The organism is Allobosea sp. Root670 (genome assembly GCF_001429415.1).
GTDB lineage: Bacteria > Pseudomonadota > Alphaproteobacteria > Rhizobiales > Beijerinckiaceae > Allobosea > Allobosea robiniae.
Map to the genome: position 1 here is coordinate 22,983 of NZ_LMJU01000007.1, position 18,685 is coordinate 41,667.

18 protein-coding genes are annotated in these 18,685 nt (G+C 67.8%); 16 read left to right on the forward strand and 2 right to left on the reverse strand.

The features are described from left to right. Positions 1–33: 33 nt before the first annotated feature. The 6 genes from ASE61_RS09005 to ASE61_RS09030 are packed head-to-tail and all read left to right on the forward strand — an operon-like array spanning position 34 to position 6,027. Positions 34–1,641 (forward strand): ABC transporter substrate-binding protein, encoded by a 1,608-nt coding sequence (locus ASE61_RS09005; protein ID WP_061966566.1) that lies wholly within the window; start codon positions 34–36, stop codon positions 1,639–1,641. Next, the gene (locus ASE61_RS26365) at positions 1,638–2,501 is read left to right on the forward strand and encodes an ATP-binding cassette domain-containing protein (protein ID WP_061966567.1); all 864 of its coding nucleotides are present in this window, start codon (positions 1,638–1,640) and stop codon (positions 2,499–2,501) included. The genes ASE61_RS09005 and ASE61_RS26365 overlap by 4 nt, the downstream gene beginning before the upstream one ends. Continuing rightward, positions 2,498–3,490 (forward strand): ABC transporter ATP-binding protein, encoded by a 993-nt coding sequence (locus tag ASE61_RS09015; protein ID WP_061966568.1) that lies wholly within the window; start codon positions 2,498–2,500, stop codon positions 3,488–3,490. Before ASE61_RS26365 ends, ASE61_RS09015 begins: the two co-directional genes overlap by 4 nt. Then, the gene (locus ASE61_RS09020) at positions 3,487–4,212 is read left to right on the forward strand and encodes a glycerophosphodiester phosphodiesterase (RefSeq protein WP_061966569.1); all 726 of its coding nucleotides are present in this window, start codon (positions 3,487–3,489) and stop codon (positions 4,210–4,212) included. Before ASE61_RS09015 ends, ASE61_RS09020 begins: the two co-directional genes overlap by 4 nt. Further along, positions 4,212–5,144, forward strand: coding sequence for an ABC transporter permease (locus ASE61_RS09025; protein WP_061966570.1), 933 nt, complete (start codon positions 4,212–4,214; stop codon positions 5,142–5,144). The genes ASE61_RS09020 and ASE61_RS09025 overlap by 1 nt, the downstream gene beginning before the upstream one ends. 1 nt (position 5,145) lies before the next feature. Next, positions 5,146–6,027, forward strand: coding sequence for an ABC transporter permease (locus ASE61_RS09030; protein WP_061966571.1), 882 nt, complete (start codon positions 5,146–5,148; stop codon positions 6,025–6,027). A gap of 10 nt (positions 6,028–6,037) precedes the next feature. On the opposite strand, the gene ASE61_RS09035 is transcribed toward ASE61_RS09030, so the two are convergent. Then, a complete protein-coding gene (locus ASE61_RS09035) occupies positions 6,038–6,790 on the reverse strand; it encodes an AraC family transcriptional regulator (RefSeq protein WP_061966572.1) in 753 nt (250 codons plus the stop codon). A gap of 92 nt (positions 6,791–6,882) precedes the next feature. Between ASE61_RS09035 and ASE61_RS09040 the strand changes: the two genes are divergently transcribed. The 10 genes from ASE61_RS09040 to ASE61_RS09085 all read left to right on the forward strand — a co-directional run bounded on the left by ASE61_RS09040 (position 6,883) and on the right by ASE61_RS09085 (position 17,511). After that, a complete protein-coding gene (locus ASE61_RS09040; RefSeq protein ID WP_061966573.1) occupies positions 6,883–8,082 on the forward strand; it encodes an MFS transporter in 1,200 nt (399 codons plus the stop codon). A gap of 152 nt (positions 8,083–8,234) precedes the next feature. Further along, positions 8,235–9,014 (forward strand): GntR family transcriptional regulator, encoded by a 780-nt coding sequence (locus ASE61_RS09045; RefSeq protein WP_061966574.1) that lies wholly within the window; start codon positions 8,235–8,237, stop codon positions 9,012–9,014. Next, entirely contained in the window at positions 9,011–10,516 is a 1,506-nt protein-coding gene (locus ASE61_RS09050; RefSeq protein WP_061966575.1) for an ABC transporter substrate-binding protein, read from the forward strand. The genes ASE61_RS09045 and ASE61_RS09050 overlap by 4 nt, the downstream gene beginning before the upstream one ends. Before the next feature lie 6 nt (positions 10,517–10,522). After that, positions 10,523–11,449 carry an ABC transporter permease gene (locus ASE61_RS09055; protein ID WP_061966576.1) on the forward strand — a complete coding sequence of 309 codons (927 nt, stop codon included), beginning with the start codon at positions 10,523–10,525 and terminating at the stop codon, positions 11,447–11,449. Further along, entirely contained in the window at positions 11,446–12,303 is an 858-nt protein-coding gene (gene nikC, locus ASE61_RS09060; RefSeq protein WP_061966577.1) for a nickel transporter permease, read from the forward strand. Before ASE61_RS09055 ends, nikC begins: the two co-directional genes overlap by 4 nt. Positions 12,304–12,313: 10 nt before the next feature. Further along, complete coding sequence (locus ASE61_RS09065) at positions 12,314–13,099, forward strand: SDR family NAD(P)-dependent oxidoreductase (RefSeq protein ID WP_061966578.1); 786 nt, start codon at positions 12,314–12,316, stop codon at positions 13,097–13,099. Positions 13,100–13,113: 14 nt separating this feature from the next. Then, complete coding sequence (locus tag ASE61_RS09070; protein WP_061966579.1) at positions 13,114–14,010, forward strand: polysaccharide deacetylase family protein; 897 nt, start codon at positions 13,114–13,116, stop codon at positions 14,008–14,010. After that, positions 14,010–15,554, forward strand: a complete 1,545-nt coding sequence (locus tag ASE61_RS09075) for a gamma-glutamyltransferase family protein (protein WP_156407029.1) — start codon at positions 14,010–14,012, stop codon at positions 15,552–15,554. Before ASE61_RS09070 ends, ASE61_RS09075 begins: the two co-directional genes overlap by 1 nt. Further along, the gene (locus tag ASE61_RS09080; RefSeq protein ID WP_061966581.1) at positions 15,551–16,531 is read left to right on the forward strand and encodes an ABC transporter ATP-binding protein; all 981 of its coding nucleotides are present in this window, start codon (positions 15,551–15,553) and stop codon (positions 16,529–16,531) included. Before ASE61_RS09075 ends, ASE61_RS09080 begins: the two co-directional genes overlap by 4 nt. After that, positions 16,528–17,511, forward strand: coding sequence for an ABC transporter ATP-binding protein (locus ASE61_RS09085; protein ID WP_061966582.1), 984 nt, complete (start codon positions 16,528–16,530; stop codon positions 17,509–17,511). The genes ASE61_RS09080 and ASE61_RS09085 overlap by 4 nt, the downstream gene beginning before the upstream one ends. On the opposite strand, the gene ASE61_RS09090 is transcribed toward ASE61_RS09085, so the two are convergent. Then, positions 17,508–18,671: an AGE family epimerase/isomerase gene (locus ASE61_RS09090; protein WP_061966583.1), complete on the reverse strand. Its 1,164-nt coding sequence runs from the start codon at positions 18,669–18,671 to the stop codon at positions 17,508–17,510. The genes ASE61_RS09085 and ASE61_RS09090 overlap by 4 nt on opposite strands. Positions 18,672–18,685 lie beyond the last annotated feature (14 nt).

Sequence of the window (18,685 nt, forward strand, 5' to 3'; positions counted from 1 at the left end):
ACGCAAACGATTCCTGTCCGATGGGAGGATACAATGACCAGATCGACCACACGCAAAGCGCCGCTCGGAGTCGTGCTCGGCGCCGGCTTGGCTATCGCCGCCTGCTCCGGCGCCGTCGCGCAGGAGCGCCCCGCCCTGACGGTGGCGGTGAACGAGCTCGCCCGCTCGCTCGACCCCGGCGAGCACACCGGCAATGTCGATACCCGGATCTACTATTCGATCTTCGACACGCTGATCCGGCGCGACTTCGCCAAGCCGAAGGCCGATGGCGGCGCCAATCTCGTGCCCGGCCTCGCCGAAAGCTGGTCCTGGACGACGCCGACCACCTTCGACCTGAAGCTGCGCCGCGGCGTCGTCTGCCATGACGGCAGCCCGTTCGACGCCAATGACGTGCTGGCGACCTTCTCGCCGGATCGCCTCTGGGGGCCGAAGGCCTATTATCCGGAAGGCCGCGTCTATTTCGGCAACTTCACCCAAGTCGAGAAGCTCGACGACTTCACCGTACGGATCACAGTGGCGCAGCACGACCCGATCATGGAGCATCGCCTGTCGAGCTACATGTCCTTCGCGATCTGCGACGAGCCGTGGAACGCCTTCCGCAAGGAGGGCGTCGACTCCAAGGTCTGGATGGACCAGGCCGCCAAGGCGCTGCGCTGGAAGCCGGTCGGCACCGGTCCCTACAGCTTCGTCGACTACCAGAAGAACGACAAGGTGACGCTCGCGGCCTTCGACCGCTATTTCGGCGGCAAGCCCGCCGCCAAGACCATCACCTTCCGCTCGGTCCCCGAGGTCGCGGCGCGCGTCGCCGGTCTTGTCGCCGGCGATTTCGACATCGCCGTCGAACTGCCGCCAGACCAGTGGGACGGACTCAAGGGCTACAAGGACGTCTCGGTGAAGACCGAGCCGCTGGAGAACAGCCACGTCCTCCAGTTCAACACCAACGACCCCGTGCTCTCCGACAAGAAGCTGCGCCATGCCATGAGCCTGTCGATCGACAGGAAGGCGCTGATCGACGCGCTCTGGAAGGGCCAGACCTATACGCCGAACGGCCACCAGCTCCCGAGCTTCGGGCCGATGTATGTCAAGGAGAACAAGGGCTACGCCTATGATCCGGCGCTCGCCAAGAAGCTGCTCGCGGAAAGCTCCTACAAAGGCCAGGAGATTTCCTACCGCCTGATCCCGAACTACTACCTCTACAATGTCGAGGCGGCGCAGGTGATCCAGGAGATGTGGCGTGCGGTCGGCATCAACGCCCGCATCGATTTCGTCGACAGCTTCAAGGAGGTGCGCAAGCCGGGTGCCCAGGTCTTCGCCTGGTCGAACACCTATCGCGTGCCCGATCCGTCCGGCGCGATCCTCACCCTCTGGGGTCCCGACAGCGAGAACCAGAAGACCTGGAAGCTCTACGGTGCGAGCCCGGCCTTCAACGACGCCGCCAGGGAGCTGACCGCCGAGACCGACGAGGCCAAGCGCCGGGCGACCTTCGCCAGGCTGCTCACGGCCTTCGAGGACGATATGCCGATGACGATGCTCTACAACCCCGTCACCGGCTATGGCGTGAAGAAGGGCATCGAGTGGACGCCCTACAGCCAGTACTACATGGACTTCCGCCCCTCGAACTTCTCGCTGGGCGCGAAGTGACGGAGCACGACCGCAGGGCAGGAACTGACGGGGGCAGCGCTGCGCTGCTCTCCGTCGAGGGCCTGACCGTCGGCTTCCGCACCGCCGCGGGCTATGCCGACATCCTGCACAGCGTCTCCTTCGCCGTACGGCCGGGCACGACGACCTGCGTCGTTGGCGAGAGCGGCAGCGGCAAGAGCGTCTCCTGCCAGGCGGTGCTCGGCCTCCTGCCCGCGAACGGGCGCCGGACCGCGGGACGCATCCTGTTCGAAGGGCGCGACCTCGCCGCCGCCAGCGAGGCCGAGCTGGAGACCATCCGCGGCCGCGGCATCGGCATGGTGTTCCAGGACCCGCTCGGTTCGCTGAACCCGCTCCATACGGTTGGCACGCAATTGCGCGAGACCTTGCGCCTGCACACCGCGCTCTCCGAGCCGCAGCGGCAGGCGCGGGCGCTGGAATTGCTGCGTCTCGTCGGCATTCCCGAGCCGGAGCAGCGTCTCGCGTCCTATGTCCACCAGTTCTCCGGCGGCATGGCGCAGCGCGTGATGATCGCGATGGCGCTGGCCTGCGAGCCGAAGCTGCTGATCGCGGACGAGCCGACGACCGCGCTCGACGTGACGATCCAGGCGCAGATCCTCGACCTGCTCAACCAGCTCAAGGTCGAGTTCGGCATGGCGATCCTGTTCGTCACCCATGATCTCGGCGTCGTCGCCGAAATGGCCAACGATGTCGTGGTGATGCGCCATGGCCGCGTGGTCGAGGCCGGCCCGGCCGCACGCGTGCTGAACGCTCCCGAAGCGCCCTATACGCGCGAACTCCTCGCCGCGATGCCGCGTCTCGATGTTGCCGCGCCGATCTATCGCGAACGGGTCGCGTCATGAGCGCCGCGACCGAGCCCCTGCTGCGCGTCTCAGGCCTGCGGCGGCATTTCGGCGGCGGGCGCTCCTTCCTGCGGACGCAGCGGACGATCCGCGCCGTCGAGGACGTGTCGCTGACCTTGCGGATCGGCGAGACGCTCGGGCTCGTCGGGGAATCCGGCTGCGGCAAATCGACGACCGGGCGGATGATCGTCGGGCTCGAACGGCCGAGTGGCGGCGAGATCCTGTTCAAGGGCCGCGACCTCACAAGCCTGACACCGACGGACTGGCAGCGGCAGCGCCGCGACATCCAGATGATCTTCCAGAACCCGCAATCGGCGCTCGATCCGCGATTGAGCATCGGCCGGCAGATCCGTGAGCCGCTCGACCTGCACGAGATCGGCGAGCGCAGCGGGCGCGACTCCGAAGTCCTGCGCCTGATGCAGGCGGTGGCGCTGGCGCCGGAGATGGCCGATCGCTTCCCGCACCAGATCAGCGGCGGGCAGGCACAGCGCGTCGTGATCGCGCGGGCGCTGGCGATGAAGCCGAGCCTGATCGTCTGCGACGAGCCGGTCTCGGCGCTCGACGTCTCCGTCCAGGCAACGGTGACCGAGCTGCTGCAGGAGCTGCAGGAGCGCTTCGACATCGCCTATCTCTTCATCTCGCACGACCTGCGCGTGGTGAAGAAGCTCTCGCACCGCATCGCGGTGATGTATCTCGGCCAGATCGTCGAGGAAGGCCTGACCGACTCGGTCTACCGCGCCCCGATGCATCCCTACACGATGGCGCTGCTCGCCGCGATTCCCGATCTTTCAACCGCGCACGCTGTCCGGCCCGTTAGGCTCGCGGGCGATCCGCCTTCACCGGCCAATCCGCCGTCGGGCTGCCATTTCCACACGCGCTGCCCCTACGCCCGCCCGCGCTGCTCGGCCGAGATGCCGGCTCTGCGCCCGCTCGGCGAGGGCCGCAGCGTCCGCTGCCATTTTGCTGGTGAACTGGGAGTTGCGTCATGACCCGGCCGCTCGTCATTGCCCATCGCGGCCATTCCGCCCGCTATCCCGAGAACACGCTGGAGGCCTATCGCGCAGCGATCGCTGCGGGCGCCGATCTCGTCGAGACCGATGCGCGGCTCAGCGCCGACGGCGTCGTCATCGCCTCGCACGATCCCGATCTCGCCCGCATCGCCGGCAGCGATGCTGCGATCGCGGAAACTTCGCATGAAAACCTCAAGGCCATCGCCCGCTCCGGCGGCGTCCAGCTTGCGACGCTCGCCGAGGCGCTCGCCGCGATCTGCCGGCATCGCCAGGCGCTGATCGACATCAAGACGAAAGACCTCGCGATCATCGATGCGGTGCTCGCGGTGATCCGGGAACTTGGCGTGCTCGATCGGGTCTGGGTCGGCGCGCGCGAGGTGCTTCAGGTCGCGCATGCCACCCTCAAAGTACCGGGCATCCGCGTGCTCGCCTTCCTGCCCGACAAGTCCAATCCGGATCACTACGCCGCTGCAGGCGCGAGCGCTTTCCGCATCTGGGAAGGCTCTCTCGGCGGCCCGGTCGCGGCGCGATTGCTGGGACACCAGCCGGTCTGGGTCACCGCCGGCGGCAACAGCACCGGTCGCATCGTCGGCGATGTCGACCGCGACGCTCTCTTGCGCATCCTCGCGCACGCGCCGCAGGCCGTGCTGCTCAACGATCCCGACCTGCTGATCGGCCTGCAAAGCCGCAAGGCCTCGTGATGTCGAGCCGAACCCTGCTGACCAAGCTCGCGCGCGGCCTCCTGACAGTCTGGCTGATCGTGACGCTGACCTTCGTCGCGCTCAATCTCTCGGGCGATCCGATCGAGGCGCTGGTCGGCGATCAGGCCCCCGCCGAAGTGATCGCGCATTACCGCGAGAAATTCGGCCTCGACCGGCCGCTCTGGCAGCAATACGTTTCCTATGTCGCAGGGATTGCGCAGGGCGATTTCGGCTTGTCGCTCTCGGATCAGCAGCCCGCGATCGAGCTCATCGCCGCGGCCCTTCCGCGCACGCTCAGGCTGGGGCTGACCGCCTTTGTGCTCGGCCTCCTGCTCGGCGTCGGGCTCGGCATCGTCGCGGCGCTCAACCGCAACCGGCCGATCGACCGCTTCGTCATGAGCTTCGCCGTGCTCGGCTTCAGCCTGCCGAACTTCTTCTTGGGCATCCTGCTGATCCTGCTGTTCTCGCTGCACTGGCGCCTGCTGCCGAGTTCGGGCGACCAGACGATCTGGCACCTGATCCTGCCCGCTGTGACGCTCGGCACGCATTTCGCCGGCACCTTCGCCCGTTTCACGCGCTCGGCGATGCTCGAGGTTCTCAGCAAGCAACATGTCGTCGCCGCCCGGGCCAAGGGCGTCCCGCGGCCGCGCCGGGTGCTCTGGCACGCCCTGCCCAACGCCGCGATCCCGATCATCACGATCATCGGCCTCAAGCTAGGCGATCTCGTCGCCGGCTCGATCATCGTCGAGACCGTCTTCGCGGTGCCCGGCGTCGGCCGGTTGCTGGTCAATGCCGTGACATCCCGCGATTTCGCGCTGGTGCAGGCGATCCTGATCATGACCTCGATCACGATGGTGCTCGCCAATCTCGCCGTCGACGCGATCTATGCGCTGATCGATCCGCGCATGCGCGCTGCCCGGTCGGAGAGCTGAGATGGCGCTCACGACCCTGTTCCGCCGGAAGGACGATGCGCCGGTCCGTGCCGAAGCACGCTATCCGACACTCGTCATCATCGCGCTTGCCCTGCTCGGGCTGATCCTCGTGATCTTCCTCTTCGCCGACTGGCTGGCTCCTTACGACTACCGCACGCAATCGCTGCTGAAGCGCCTGAAGCCGCCGAGCTTCCTCGGCGGGCTGCCCGAACACCTGCTTGGTACCGACGAACTCGGGCGCGACGTCCTGAGCCGCCTGATCTACGCGATCCGCTTCAGCGTGCTCGTCGCGCTCGGCGGCACGCTGATCGGCGCCTTCATCGGCACCATGCTCGGCTTCATCGCCGCCCATTTCCGCGGGCTGGTCGAGGAGGCCATCATGATGCTGGCGGACGTGCAGGCATCGCTGCCCTTCATGATGATCGCGCTGGCGCTGATCGCGCTGTTCGGCGGCGGCTTCTTCCTCTTCGTCGCGATCATGGGTTTCTATGGCTGGGAGGTGTTCGCGCGGCTGACGCGCGGCGTCGTCATCGCCGCCAATACGCAGGGCTATGCGACGGCCGTGACGGCGCTCGGCGCGCCGGCCCGCCATGTCTATCTCCGGCATGTCCTGCCGAATATCCTGAGCGTGCTGATCGTCCAGTTCACGCTGAACTTCCCGCAGGTGATCCTGCTGGAGACCTCGCTCTCATTCCTCGGCCTCGGCATCCGTCCGCCCCTGACCAGCCTCGGCCAGATGCTCGGCGCCGGACGCGCCTATCTCACCAGCGCGTGGTGGATCGCGGTGCTGCCGGGCATGGCGATCTTCCTGACGACGATGTCGATCTCGATCGTCGGCGACTGGATACGGGACCGGCTCGACCCGACCTTGCAATCGCGCTGACCGGCCTTCATCAGGACAGATCGGCCCGACCGAGGACACGCCTGGCCGCTGTCCGCAGCGCACGCTGGTCGGCATAACCGACCGCCCTGGCAATCTGGTGGGGCGGCGCGCCATCGCTCGCCATCGTCATGGCCCGGAGCACGCGCAGGCGCGAGCGCCAGTCACCGAAGCTCAGGCCGGTCTCCGCCCGGAAGCCGCGCGTCAATGTCCGCCGGCTCGCTCCCGCGCGCTGCGCCCAGCCATCGATGTCGAGGCCAGAACCGGGGTCCTTCAGCAAGGCATCGCAGATGCGCCGCAGACGCACATCCCGCGGCAAGGGCAGCGTCAGCGCCGTCTCTGGCGCCCGCGCGATCTCGTCGAGAATCAGCGCGGCGAGATGCCCGCCGCGCCCGGCTTCGTCATAGAGCAGCGGCTCGACCGCAAGCGCCTCCAGCGCCGAAGCGAGCAGGCTGGAGACCTCCAGCACGCGGCATCCCGTCGGCAGGACACCGACCGCGTCTGGCGCGATATAGGCCGAGCACATCGAGACCGCGCCATGCATCCTGACCTCATGCGAGAGACCAGGCGGAATCCAGAGCGCATGCCGGGCCGGCAGAACCCAGGTGCCGTCCTCGGCCCGGACCAGCGTCAGGCCGGCGGTGGCATAGAGCAGTTGTGCGCGCGGATGGCTGTGCCAGCCCGTGCTGGCGCCGGCTGAATAGCTCTTCGGCATGACGGCAACGGCGCGCGGCACCGTCTGATAGGCCTCGCTCTCATTGCGCATCACATCTCCTGTTTGGCCCGATCCTCCCGAATAACGGCCCGACAGGCTTAACGGGTCAAGCTAAATTGACGCGTTATTATCGAGAGACCGCCATGACCCCCGAAACGCTGTCGAAGCGCACCCTTCTCTTCGTCAATGCCGCTCATGCGCTCGATCATTTCGTGCTGCTGATCTACCCGACGGCGGTGATCGCCATCGCGGCGCAGACCAATCTCAGCTATGCCGAGCTGATCGGCCTCGCCACCGGCGCCTTCGTCGCCTTCGGCCTGTGCTCGCTGCCGATGGGCTGGCTCTCGGATCGGTTCGGCCGGCGCAACATGCTCGCCGTGTTCTTCATCGGCTATGGTTTGTCCTGCCTCGGCGTCGCGAGTGCCGACCGCCCCGCCGCCTTCGCCGGCTGGCTGCTCGTGCTGGGCGTGGCCTCGGCGATCTATCACCCGGTCGGTTCGACGATGCTGGTCAGCCATGCCCGCCAGCTCGGCCGGGATCTCGGCGTCAACGCCGTCTGGGGCAATCTCGGCGCGGCTTCGGCCGCCGGCGTCACCGCGCTCATCGCCGCGAATTTCGGCTGGCGCTTCGCCTTCGTCCTGCCGGGGCTGGTCTGCCTCGTCCTCGGCGCGGCGTTCATCGCGCTCGTGCCCGGCGACGGAAACCCGTCCGCCAACCGCTCCGGCAAGGCCGAGCTGATCCCGGTCAATCGGCCGAAGGTTCTTCTCGCCATCTTCGCTGTCGCGGTGATAGCCGGCGGCATGACCTTCAACATCACCACGATCGCGCTGCCGAAGGTCATCGACGAACGACTCGGCCTCGACCTGCCGCTGGCGCTGATCGGCTCGCTGGCGACGCTGGTCTTCGTCTTCGGCGCCGCCACGCAATGGCTGATGGGGCGGCTGGTCGACCGCTACACCCTTCCGGCCCTGTTCGTCGGGCTCGCGCTGTTCCAGCCGCTCGGCCTCGCACTCGCGGCGACGACATCCGGCGTGCCGCTGCTGATCGGCCTCGTCATGACCATGGCCGCGATCTACGGGCAGGTCGTCGTCAACGACGCGATGGTCGCCCGCTACGTGCCGGCGCAGCACCGCGCCAAGGCGTTCAGCGTGCGCTATTTCCTCGGCTTCACGGTGAGCGGCTTCGTGGTGCCGATGCTGGCCGTCCTGCACGCGCAAGGCGGATTCGGGCTGGTGCTGGCGGGCGCGACCGTCTTCGGCCTGATCGTCTGGTGCGCCGCGCTGGCGTTCTTCTTCCTGGCGCAGGCCGCGCCGACGGCGAACACCGTCCCAGCCGAACAATAGGCTTATGGCGGCGCAAGCTGCCGGCTGCTCATTCAAATTGAGTCGAGGCCATAGCCCCGCCATGCACGGCGGGGCTCAAGCGTGCCTGATCATGCGTTTCTGACATCTCACAAAATGATTGTCAGATCTCAGAAACTGAGCCAGCATGGCTCATGCTCGATCAATCGCCCTTCTCGCTTCCGAAGCCGCCTGCGGCGGAAAGCGACATCACCTTCGCAAGCCGGCGCCTGCGGCAGGCGCTCGTGCGCTGCGAGCTCATTCCCGGCACCTATGCCCATGAAGGCGACCTCGCGCAGCGCTTCGGGCTCGGACGCGCGGCTGTTCGCGTCGCACTGACGGAACTTGCCGGGGCCGGCTTCGTCGCCAGGCATGCGCGGCAGGGCTGGTGCGTCGCTGCGGTCGACGGGGCGCTTGCAAGCGCCATCGTCGAGGCAAGGCTGCGGATCGAGCCGGCGCTGGTCGAAAAATCGCTCGACGAACGCAGCATTGCCCTGCTCGGCAGCCTGAGAGGCGCGATCGATGCCGTTCTGGGGCGAGACGATCCTTCAGCCCGCACCATGGCGCAGCAATTGTGCCGGCAGGTGCTCGACCTGCTCGCACAGCGGGCCGGCGGCTTCATCGAAAGCTGGCTGCGCGATCTCTGGGATCACACCGAGCGGCTGATCCGCTCCCTCGAACTCGCTGGCGCGACGCCGCCGGCGATCGATCAGCGCCCGCTGCTCGACGCTCTCCTGCGCGGCGACCGGGAGGCCGCGCTGCTCGCACTTCAGGAGGAGCAGAAGCGCTTCACCGATGCGGTCGCGCACGGCTTTCTCGCCACCGCACGCCTGCTCCCGCAGGATCACCCCGTTTCCGTGCGCAGCCGCCTGCCGCGCCGGAGCAGCAACGACCGCAAGCCGTCCCCCACCCTGTCCGAGGAGAAATCGCGATGAGCCGTGTTTCGAAAGCCGCAGCCGCCTTCCTCGTCGCCACCGCGCTCGGCCTCGCGGCCGGGCCGGCGCTGGCTGCCAAGGACCGTTTCGTCGTCGACCTCGTCAACGAGCCGTCCTCGCTCGACCCGCAGGTGCAGTGGAACCCGGACAGCTACTATGTCTACCGCAACATCTTCGACAATCTCGTCACCCGCGACGACAAGGGCGAAATCATCCCGCAAGTTGCGACCGCCTGGAAGCAGCTCTCGGACACCGAGATCGAGTTCGACCTGCGCGGCGACATCGTCTTCCATGACGGCTCGAAGCTGACCGCCGACGATGTCGTCTTCAGTGTCAAGCGCATCACCGATCCGAAATTCGCCAGCCCCCAGCTCGGCCAGTTCGACAAGATCACCGATGCGGTCGCGCTATCGCCGACCAAGGTGAAGCTCGTCACCGCCGGCCCCTATCCGGCGCTGCTGGCGCAGCTCGTCAAGCTCTCGATCGTGCCCAAGGCCGTGGTCGAGGCCGTCGGCAAGGATGCCTTCAACCTGAAGCCGGTCGGCAGCGGCCCCTACAAGTTCGAGTCCTGGCAACGCGGCGTGAACGTCCAGCTTGCGCGCAACGACACCTATTGGGGCACCAAGGCGCCGTTCCCGACCGTGACCTTCCGGGCTGTGCCGGACGCGGCGACGCGGCTTGCCAACCTGCAGGCCGGTGCGAGCGACCTCGTCGTCACGCTCGATGCCGATCAGGCCGCCCAGCTCAAATCCTCCGCCAAGGCCCAGGCCCTGATCGGCCTGACCGAGCGCGTCGCCTATGTCCGGCTCAACACGACCAAGCCGCCCTTCGACAATCCCAAGCTCAGGCTGGCGGCAGCCTATGCGCTCGACAAGCAGGCGATGATCGACGGCCTGCTGGGCGGCCATGACAAGCCGGTGCCGGAACTGCTGACCCCGGCGATCTTCGGCTGGGTCGACGGCATCAAGGCACCGGAACACGACCTCGCCAAGGCCAAGGCGCTGATCGCGGAAGCAGGCCCCGCCGCGAAGGCCGAGATCGACCTCGCCACCGCGCCGGTCTTCGACCAGCGCATCGTCCAGGCAATCCAGCAGATGCTGGTCGATGCCGGCTTCAACGTGAAGATCGCGATGTCCGACATGGCGACCTATCTGAAGCGCGCCCAGGCCGGACCGGAGGCGACCTCGATGCTCAGCTTCGGCCGCTGGTCCTGCGCCTGCCAGGATGCCGACGGCGTGCTCTTCCCGCTGCTGCACAAGAGCAGCGGCTGGTCGGCCTATCGCAACCCGAAGATGGACGCGCTGCTGGAAGAGGCCCGCGCGACGCTCGACACCAACAAGCGGCTCGCCGCCTACAAGCAGGTCCATGAGATCGTCGCCACCGATGTCCCGGTCGTGCCGCTCTACCAAGCCGTGGTGATCTATGGCGCGGCGAAGAACCTCGCCTTTCAGCCGACGCCCAACGAAAGCATGTTCATCAACCGGATGAGCTGGAAGGACTGAGCCGAGGTGCCGGGTTTTCTGCTCCGCCGGCTGGGCCAGGCGCTCGTCACCATCCTCGGGGTGGTGACGCTGATCTTCTTCGTCCAGCGCCTGACGGGAGACCCGACCTACCTGCTCGTGCCGGAGACGGCGACGCAGGCCGATATCGCGGCCTTGCGCCACCAGCTCGGCTTCGACCGGCCGCTCGTCGTGCAGTATCTCGATTTCCTCGGCGAGCTCGTCCGTTTCGACCTCGGGCAATCCGTGGTGCAGCGCGTGCCGGTGACGACGATCATCGCCTCGCGCCTGCCCTATACGCTGATGCTGGCGGCGGGCGCGCTCATCGTCGCCTGCGGCATCGGCGTGCCGATCGGCATCCTGCTCGCGATCTTCCGCAACTCACCTGCAGCGAAGGCCGCCGCCGGCTTCGTCCTCGCCGCCCAGAGCATGCCGACCTTCTGGAGCGGCATCCTGATGATCCTGGTGTTCTCGGTGCTGCTCGGCTGGCTGCCGCCCTCCTCCACCGGCGATCTCTGGAATCTCGTCATGCCGTCCTTCGCGCTCGGGCTCCTGAGCATGGCGACCTTTGCGCGCATCACCCGCTCGGCCCTGCTCGACGAGCTCTCGAAGGACTATGTCCGCACCGCCCGCTCGCGCGGCGTCCGCAGCGGGCGCCTGCTGATCCGCCATCTCGCCCGCAATGCCTCGATCCCGGTCATCACCGTCGCCGCACTCGAAATCTCGAACCTGCTGGCCGGCGCCGTCATCGTCGAGACGGTCTTCGCCTGGCCCGGCCTCGGACAGGTCACCGTGCAGGCGATCCTGGCGCGCGACTTCATGATCGTGCAGGGCGTCGTGCTGCTCGGCGCCTTCGTCACCGTGCTGCTCAACCTGCTCTCGGACCTACTCTACAGCCTGGTCGATCCGCGCATCGTGCTGGAGGGAGCACGGTGAGCCTCGCAGCCGCAACCTCCGTACCGCGCCGCAGGCGCCCCGGCCTGTGGCGCTGGTGGCCGGTCGGCATCATCGCACTCGTGGTTCTGGTCGCTCTGCTTGCGCCGTGGCTCGCGCCCTATGACCCGAACCAGCAGAACCTGCTCGGGCGGTTGAAACCGCCCGGCACGGTCTCGCGCAGCTTCCATTACTGGCTCGGCAGCGACGAACTTGGTCGCGACCTGCTCAGCCGCGTTATCCATGGCGCGCGCATCTCGCTGATCGTCGCCTTCGCCTCGGTCGTGCTCTCCGGCGTGGTCGGGACGACGCTCGGCATGATCGCCGGCTACCGGCGCGGCTGGGTCGAGATCGCGGTGATGCGCGTCGTCGACGTCTTCCTGTCGATCCCGGCGATCCTGCTCGCGATCATCACGGTCGCGGTGCTCGGCCCCGGCATCGTCAACGTCATCATGGTGCTCGCGCTGACCCGCTGGCCGCGCTACGCCCGCATCGCCTACAGCCAGACGCTCTCCGTCGCGAACATGCCCTATGTCCGGCTCTCGGCCCTGATGGGGGCCGGCGCACCGCGCGTGCTCTTCCGCCATGTCCTGCCCAATATCGTCGGTGCCGTCAGCGTCGTCGCGACACTCGAATTCGGGCTGATGATCCTGTTCGAAGCGGGCCTCTCCTTCCTCGGGCTCGGCGTCCAGCCGCCGACCGCGAGCTGGGGCGCGATGCTCTCGACCGGCCGGAACTATGTCGCGACCGCCTGGTGGGTCGCCACGCTCCCCGGTGCCTGCCTGTTCGTGCTGGTGCTCGCCGTCAATCTCACCGGCGACGCCGTGCGCGACCGCCTCGATCCCCGCCATCGCTGAAGGAAAAGCCATGTTCGACGACATCAAGGGGAAGCGCGCCGTCGTCACCGGCGCCTGCGGGGTGATCGGCCGCTGGATCGCCGAGGTGCTGCACGCGGCCGGCGCCACGCTCTGCCTGACCGATGCGCGAGCCGGGGACCTGGAAGCGATGGCCAAGTCGCTCGGCCTTTCCGGCGAGAGCTTCGTCATGCCGGCCGACCTGACCGACGAGGCCTCGATCGTCGCGCTCACCAACGAGATCGGGAAGCGCTGGGGCGCCGCCGATATCCTCGTCAACAATGCCGGCATCTATCCGAGCGCCTTCCTGCTGGACACGCCGACCGCCGAGTTCGACCGCATCCTCGGGATCAACCTGCGGGCGCCGTTCATCCTGACCCGCGAGCTTGCGACGCAGATGGTGCGCAAGGGCGTGAAGGGCTCGATCATCAACATCTCGTCGGGAGCCTCGCGCAAGATGCGGCGCACGGCCTGTGTCTACTCGATGTCCAAGACCGCGCTTGACCGTTTGACCAAGGGCTTCGGCGTCGAACTCGCCGAATACGGCATCCGCTCCAACGCGCTGGAGCCGGGTTTTACCGCCGGCAGCACGGTCAGCGCGCTGACCGACGCGCATATCCAGAACACCGTCGCGCAGATCCCCCTCGGCCGGGCCTCCTCGCGGGCGGATGTCGGGAACGCGCTGCTCTATCTCGCCAGCGATGCCTCAGCCTATGTCACCGGCGCGACGCTCACGGTCGATGGCGGCAACTCGATCGGCTCTCTCGCCGTCCATCAGGACAAGAAGCAGGCGCTGTGAGGGAGGCCAGGACAATGACCACCCCGAACGCCGCCCGCCCCGCCTACGAATGGCCCCAGGGCAAGTCGAGCGCCTTCTGCTTCACCATCGATGTCGATGCGGAAAGCCCCTATCAGTGGAGCCTGCCGGAAAGCGCGCCGGTCGCACTCGGCCAGATCGAGCAAAGGCTGTTCGGCCCGCGCGTCGGCATCTGGCGCCTGCTCGACCTGCTCGACCGGCACAGTATCAAGGCGACGCTGTTCGTGCCGGGACTGATCGCGAAGAACCACCCGGAGCTGCTGCCGGCCTTCGTCGAGCGCGGCCATGAGATCGGCCTGCATGGCTATTTCCACGAGCTCGCCACCGAGGCCGGGCCAGAGGAATTCGCCCGCGCGATGGACGAGTCGCTGGCGCTGTTCAAGAGCCAGGCGGGCGTCGTGCCGAAAGGCTTCCGCTCGCCGGCCTGGGAGATGACGCCGTTCATGCTGGAGGAGGTGAAGCGGCGCGGGCTCTACGATTCCTCGCTGATGGGCTTCGACCATCCCTATACGATCGACGGGGTGACGCAGGTTCCCGTGCTCTGGGCGGTCGACGACGCCGTCTATTTCCGCTTCACCGGCAGCGCGCAGGATCGCGCCCCGCCCTCGGCCCAGAACGGCATCCTCGATGCCTGGCTCGACGAATGGGAGGTGCTGCATCGCGAGGGGCGGATGATGATGCTTACCGTCCATGACTGGATTTCCGGCCGGGCCGGGCGCGTGCGCATGCTGGAGAAGCTGCTCGACGTGGTGACGGCGTCGCGCGGCGTCTGGATCGCGACCGTCGGCGAGCTTGCCGCGCACCACGCCGCGAGCGCCAACGCGCAGCACTTCAGCGTGCCCCTGCGCCTACCGCAGCCGAGCGCGCCCTTGCGCTTCCGGACCAAAGCCTGATGCAGACCTTCAGCATCCGCCGCCCGGCCGTCCACTCGCCGCATGGGCTCGTCGCCGCGCAGAACCGCCATGCGGCCGAGGCCGGCGCCAACGTGCTCGCGCGCGGCGGGAATGCGATGGATGCGGCCGTCGTCACCGCGCTGGTGCTGAGCATCGTCGAGCCTTGGCTGTCCGGCGTGGGCGGCGGCGGCTTCCTGATCCATGCGGACGGCCGGACCGGCGCGCTCGATACGCTCGATTTCAACGTGCGCTCGCCGCGCGGGCTCGACCCGGCGGATTATCCGCTGACCGAGGCCGGTTCGGGCAACTGGTTCGCCTGGCCTGCCGTGGCGGGCGAGCGCAATGTCGCCGGCTACAGCGCGATCTGCGTGCCCGGCGCCATCGCCGGCTTCGCCGCGGCGCTGGAACGCTATGGCACGATCTCCTGGGATGAGGCGCTGCAACCGGCGATCCAGCATGCCGAGCGCGGACTGGAGATCGACTGGTATGCGGCGCTCTGCATCGCGGTCGAGGTCGCCGGCCTGTCGCGCGATCCTGCGATTTCTGCGCTCCTTCTGGATAACGGCCAGCCGCCCAAGGCCGGCGCCGATACGCGCCGCTTCAAGCCGATGACGGCCAAGGCCGAGCTGCTGAAGCGGTTAGCCAAGGCCGGCGCCCGCGACTTCTATGAGGGCGAGGCCGCGCGCCTAATCGCTGGTGATCTCGAAGCGGGCGGTTCGGCCATCCGCACTGAGGATCTCGCGGGCTATCAGGCGGTGTGGTCGCCAGCCCTCACCGGCCGCTATCGCGATCTCGACATCGCCGCCATTCCCGGCCTCAGCGGCGGCCCGACCTTCTTCGACGCCGCACAGCGCGTGGAAGCGCGCGGCCTCGGACAGGCCAGCTCGCAGGCCGATGCGGCGCTGACCTATGCCACGGCGATCCGCGAGGCCTATGCGGTGAGGCTCAACAGCATGGGCCATGCCGCGACACCGCAGGCGGGCTGCACCTCGCATGTCAGCGTCGTCGATCGGCAGGGCAACATGGTCTCGCTGACCAACACGCTGCTCTCGCGCTTCGGCGCGCGGGTGGCGCTGCCGCGGGCGGGCATCATCATGAATAACGGCATGATGTGGTTCGACCCGCGCCCCGGCCAACCCAACAGCATGGCTCCGGGTGTCAAGCCGCTGGCCAATATGTGCCCGCTGGTGCTGAGTCGCGGCGGCAAGCCCTGGCTCGCGATCGGCGCCGCCGGCGGCCGCACGATCTTCCCGACGCTGTTGCAGATGATCTCCGGCATGGCCGATTTCGGGCTGTCGCTCGAAGATGTCTTCCACCGGCCGCGCATCGATGCCTCGACGCCGCGCATCAAGGTCGACGCACGGGCCGAACCCGATGTCGCGGCACGGATCGCCGGGGCCTTCCCGGTCGAGATCGTCGAGGACACGCTTTACCCGGTCAATTTCTCAGTCCCCTCAGCCGTGATGCGGGCGGAGGGTGGCGACTTCCTCGGCATGGCGCATCCAACCAGTCCCTGGGCCGCGGTCGCGGCAGCCTCGGCATGATCGAACGCTCCGACCCGATGCTGGCGATCGAAGGGCTTGCCATCGAGATCGATGGCAACCGCATCGTTGATGGCGTCTCGCTCGGCGTCGAGACCGGCCGCATCCTCGCGATCGTCGGCGAATCCGGCTGCGGCAAGAGCCTGACGGCGCTCTCCATGCTCGGCCTGCTGCCGGGCGCGGCGCGGGTCTCCGGCGGCTCGATCCGGCTCGGCGGACGCGAATTGACGGGCTTATCCGAGGCGGAGCTGTCGCAGGTGCGCGGCAACGATGCCGCGATCATCTTCCAGGAGCCGGTCGCCTCGCTGAACCCGCTGATGCGGGTCGGCGAGCAGGTCGAGGAGGCGCTGCTCCTGCATCGCGGCTTGTCGCGCGCAGCGGCGCGCGAGGAGGCCATCGCGATCATGGCGCGGGTCGGCATTCCCGATCCGGCAAGGCGCGCCCGGCAATACCCGTTCGAACTCTCCGGCGGCATGTGCCAGCGCATCATGATCGCGTCAGCCCTGATCTGCCGGCCCTCGCTCCTGATCGCCGACGAGCCGACGACGGCGCTCGACGTCACCATCCAGGCGCAGATCCTCGACCTGATGCGGCGCCTGCGCGACGAGGTCGGCAGCGCTATCGTGCTGATCACCCATGACATGGGCGTGGTCGCCGATCTCGCCGACGATGTCTGCGTGATGTATGGCGGACGGATCGTCGAGAGCGGCCCGGTCGACGCCATCTTCGCCGAACCGAGCCACCCCTATACCCGCCTGCTGCTGGGCACGATCCCGAAGCTCGGCGGCATCAGGAAGACGGTGCTGCGGACGATCGAGGGCATGGTGCCGCCGGCCGGCGCCTGGCCCGAAGGCTGCCGTTTTCGCACGCGCTGCCCGCTCGCCGACGAGGCTTGCGTCGAGGTGCCGCCCGCGGTTGCTGTCGGCGCCTCCCATCAAGCCGCCTGCTGGCATGTCGACAGGCTGGAGGCGATGGCATGAGCGAGCCATTGCTAGAAATCCGCGACCTCAAGGTGCATTTCCCGCTGCGCGGCGGCATCGGCGCGCCGGGCGGCGTGGTCAAGGCGGTCGACGGCATCTCGCTCGAACTTCAGCCCGGAAAGACGCTGGCGCTCGTCGGCGAATCCGGCTGCGGCAAGTCGACGACCGCCTATGCCGTGGTCGGGCTGGAGCGAGCGACGGCAGGCACGATCCGCTTCGACGGGCGCGACATCACCGCGCTCAACGGGCGCGAGCGTGCGGCGCTGGCACAGGACATCCAGATCGTCTTCCAGGACCCGTCCTCGGCGCTCGATCCCAAGATGACGATCGCCGACAGCATCGCTGAGCCGCTGGCCATCGCCGGGCGCAGCCGCGCCGACCGCAAGGCCCGCGTCGCCGAACTGCTGGACCGTGTCGGCCTGCCTGCCGCGCTGGCCGAACGCCTGCCGAGCGCGCTCTCGGGCGGGCAGCGCCAGCGTGTCGTCATCGCCCGGGCGCTCGCCCTGTCACCGCGCCTGCTCGTGCTCGACGAGCCGGTCTCGGCGCTCGACGTCTCGATCCGCTCGCAGGTGCTCAACCTGCTGCTCGAATTGCAGCGCGATCTCGGCCTGTCCTATCTTTTCATCTCACATGACCTCTCGGTCGTTCGGCACATCGCCGACGAGGCGATGGTGCTCTATCTCGGCACTGTGGCCGAGCAGGGCCCGGTCGATGCGATCTTCGACAAGCCGCAGCACCCCTATACGAAGGCGCTGCTCTCGGCGATTCCGCTGCCGGATCCGCGCGCGCAGCGCAGCCGCGAGAAGATTATCCTGAGCGGCGATCTGCCGAGCCCGCTCTCGCCGCCGGTCGGCTGCCCCTTCGTGACGCGCTGCCCGGAGCGGATCGCGGTTTGCGCCGATGAGCGTTTTCCGCTCGCCGCTGGTGATACGGGCACGGAGGCGGCCTGCGTCCACGTCGGGCGGCAGAGGACCGGCTAGCCGCGGACGCGCTCCCATTCCGCGAGAGCGAGCAGAAGGTGGTAGAGCACCCGTACTGGGATCACAGTCTGGGTCGGCGCTCCATCCTTCGCGAGCTGGTTGAACCAGAGCCCCGTTTCGGGCGCGACGAAGCAGCGGAACAGGCTGGCGAGATGCCTGTCGAGGCGCTCGGCCGCATCAGCGTCGTCCAGGAACTCGATCCGGGCGAGGAAGGCCTTGATCGCCTCGGTCTGCGGCCAGAGCAGCTTGGTCGAGGCCGTGACAGTGCCGGTCCGATCGAAAACGTCGAAAGCGGCGAGCGGACCTGCCGAACCATCGTCGAGGCCATGCCGGATCGCGAAGCCATAGAGCCTCTCCGCCAGATCCCGAGCCTGCGTGTCTCCCGTCAGACGCCAGTGATGCAGCAGCAGCCAGGTCCATTCGAAATGATGGCCGGGTTCGCAGACCAGGCCAGCCGCGCCGGAAGCCGGCTTCCAGTCATCGGTGAAATACTCGCCGAGCGTGCCGGTCTCCGTATCGACCAGATGCTCCCGCGCCAGCCGGACGATCGCGCTGGCATGGTCGAGCCAGCGTTGTTCGCCGGTCGCCTCCGTCAGCGCGTGGAAGGCCTCGAGCAGATGCATATGCGGGTTCTGCCTGCGCGGCAGCGTACCCGCCGTATCCTCGGCGAAGCCGCCTTGCGGATGCACCATCTCGCTTTCGATGAAGCCGATCACCTCGTCGGCGATCGCCAGCGCTGCCTCATCTCGTGTCGCGCGGTAGTACCAGGCCATGGCGAACAGGACGAAGGCGAGGTCGTAGAGATCGGTGCGGGCATCGACCGGCGTGCCGTCCTCGCGGACGGAGTGCAGGAAGCGCCCTCGCCCACCTTCCCGGCAGGCGTCGCGCAGGAAGGCGAAGCCATGGCGCGCAGCGGCGAGCGCCTCGCCTTGCGGATCGAGCAGATGGGCATGGCTGAAGACATAGGTCAGGCGGGCCGTGACCAGCGTCGTCCTGAGCGATCCGGGATCGCGCACGGGATCAGCCGGATCGAACATCTCGACAAAGCCGGCGCGGCCGGGCCGGACGGCGCGAGCGACCCAGGCCGGGATGAGGGTCTCCCTGAGCCACGCTTTCGACGGCAAGTCGGCGGCGGTTTCCAAGGCTTCTTCACGCTTCATCGGACGATACCCTC

Bases quoted from the DNA above. Each gene is read 5' to 3' on its own strand.
- ASE61_RS09005 (WP_061966566.1), top strand. From the start codon at position 34: ATGACCAGATCGACCACACGCAAAGCGCCGCTCGGAGTCGTGCTCGGC.
- ASE61_RS09015 (WP_061966568.1), top strand. From the start codon at position 2,498: ATGAGCGCCGCGACCGAGCCCCTGCTGCGCGTCTCAGGCCTGCGGCGG.
- ASE61_RS09020 (WP_061966569.1), top strand. From the start codon at position 3,487: ATGACCCGGCCGCTCGTCATTGCCCATCGCGGCCATTCCGCCCGCTAT.
- ASE61_RS09025 (WP_061966570.1), top strand. From the start codon at position 4,212: ATGTCGAGCCGAACCCTGCTGACCAAGCTCGCGCGCGGCCTCCTGACA.
- ASE61_RS09030 (WP_061966571.1), top strand. From the start codon at position 5,146: ATGGCGCTCACGACCCTGTTCCGCCGGAAGGACGATGCGCCGGTCCGT.
- ASE61_RS09035 (WP_061966572.1), bottom strand. From the start codon at position 6,790: ATGCGCAATGAGAGCGAGGCCTATCAGACGGTGCCGCGCGCCGTTGCC.
- ASE61_RS09040 (WP_061966573.1), top strand. From the start codon at position 6,883: ATGACCCCCGAAACGCTGTCGAAGCGCACCCTTCTCTTCGTCAATGCC.
- ASE61_RS09045 (WP_061966574.1), top strand. From the start codon at position 8,235: ATGCTCGATCAATCGCCCTTCTCGCTTCCGAAGCCGCCTGCGGCGGAA.
- ASE61_RS09050 (WP_061966575.1), top strand. From the start codon at position 9,011: ATGAGCCGTGTTTCGAAAGCCGCAGCCGCCTTCCTCGTCGCCACCGCG.
- ASE61_RS09065 (WP_061966578.1), top strand. From the start codon at position 12,314: ATGTTCGACGACATCAAGGGGAAGCGCGCCGTCGTCACCGGCGCCTGC.
- ASE61_RS09070 (WP_061966579.1), top strand. From the start codon at position 13,114: ATGACCACCCCGAACGCCGCCCGCCCCGCCTACGAATGGCCCCAGGGC.
- ASE61_RS09075 (WP_156407029.1), top strand. From the start codon at position 14,010: ATGCAGACCTTCAGCATCCGCCGCCCGGCCGTCCACTCGCCGCATGGG.
- ASE61_RS09080 (WP_061966581.1), top strand. From the start codon at position 15,551: ATGATCGAACGCTCCGACCCGATGCTGGCGATCGAAGGGCTTGCCATC.
- ASE61_RS09085 (WP_061966582.1), top strand. From the start codon at position 16,528: ATGAGCGAGCCATTGCTAGAAATCCGCGACCTCAAGGTGCATTTCCCG.
- ASE61_RS09090 (WP_061966583.1), bottom strand. From the start codon at position 18,671: ATGAAGCGTGAAGAAGCCTTGGAAACCGCCGCCGACTTGCCGTCGAAA.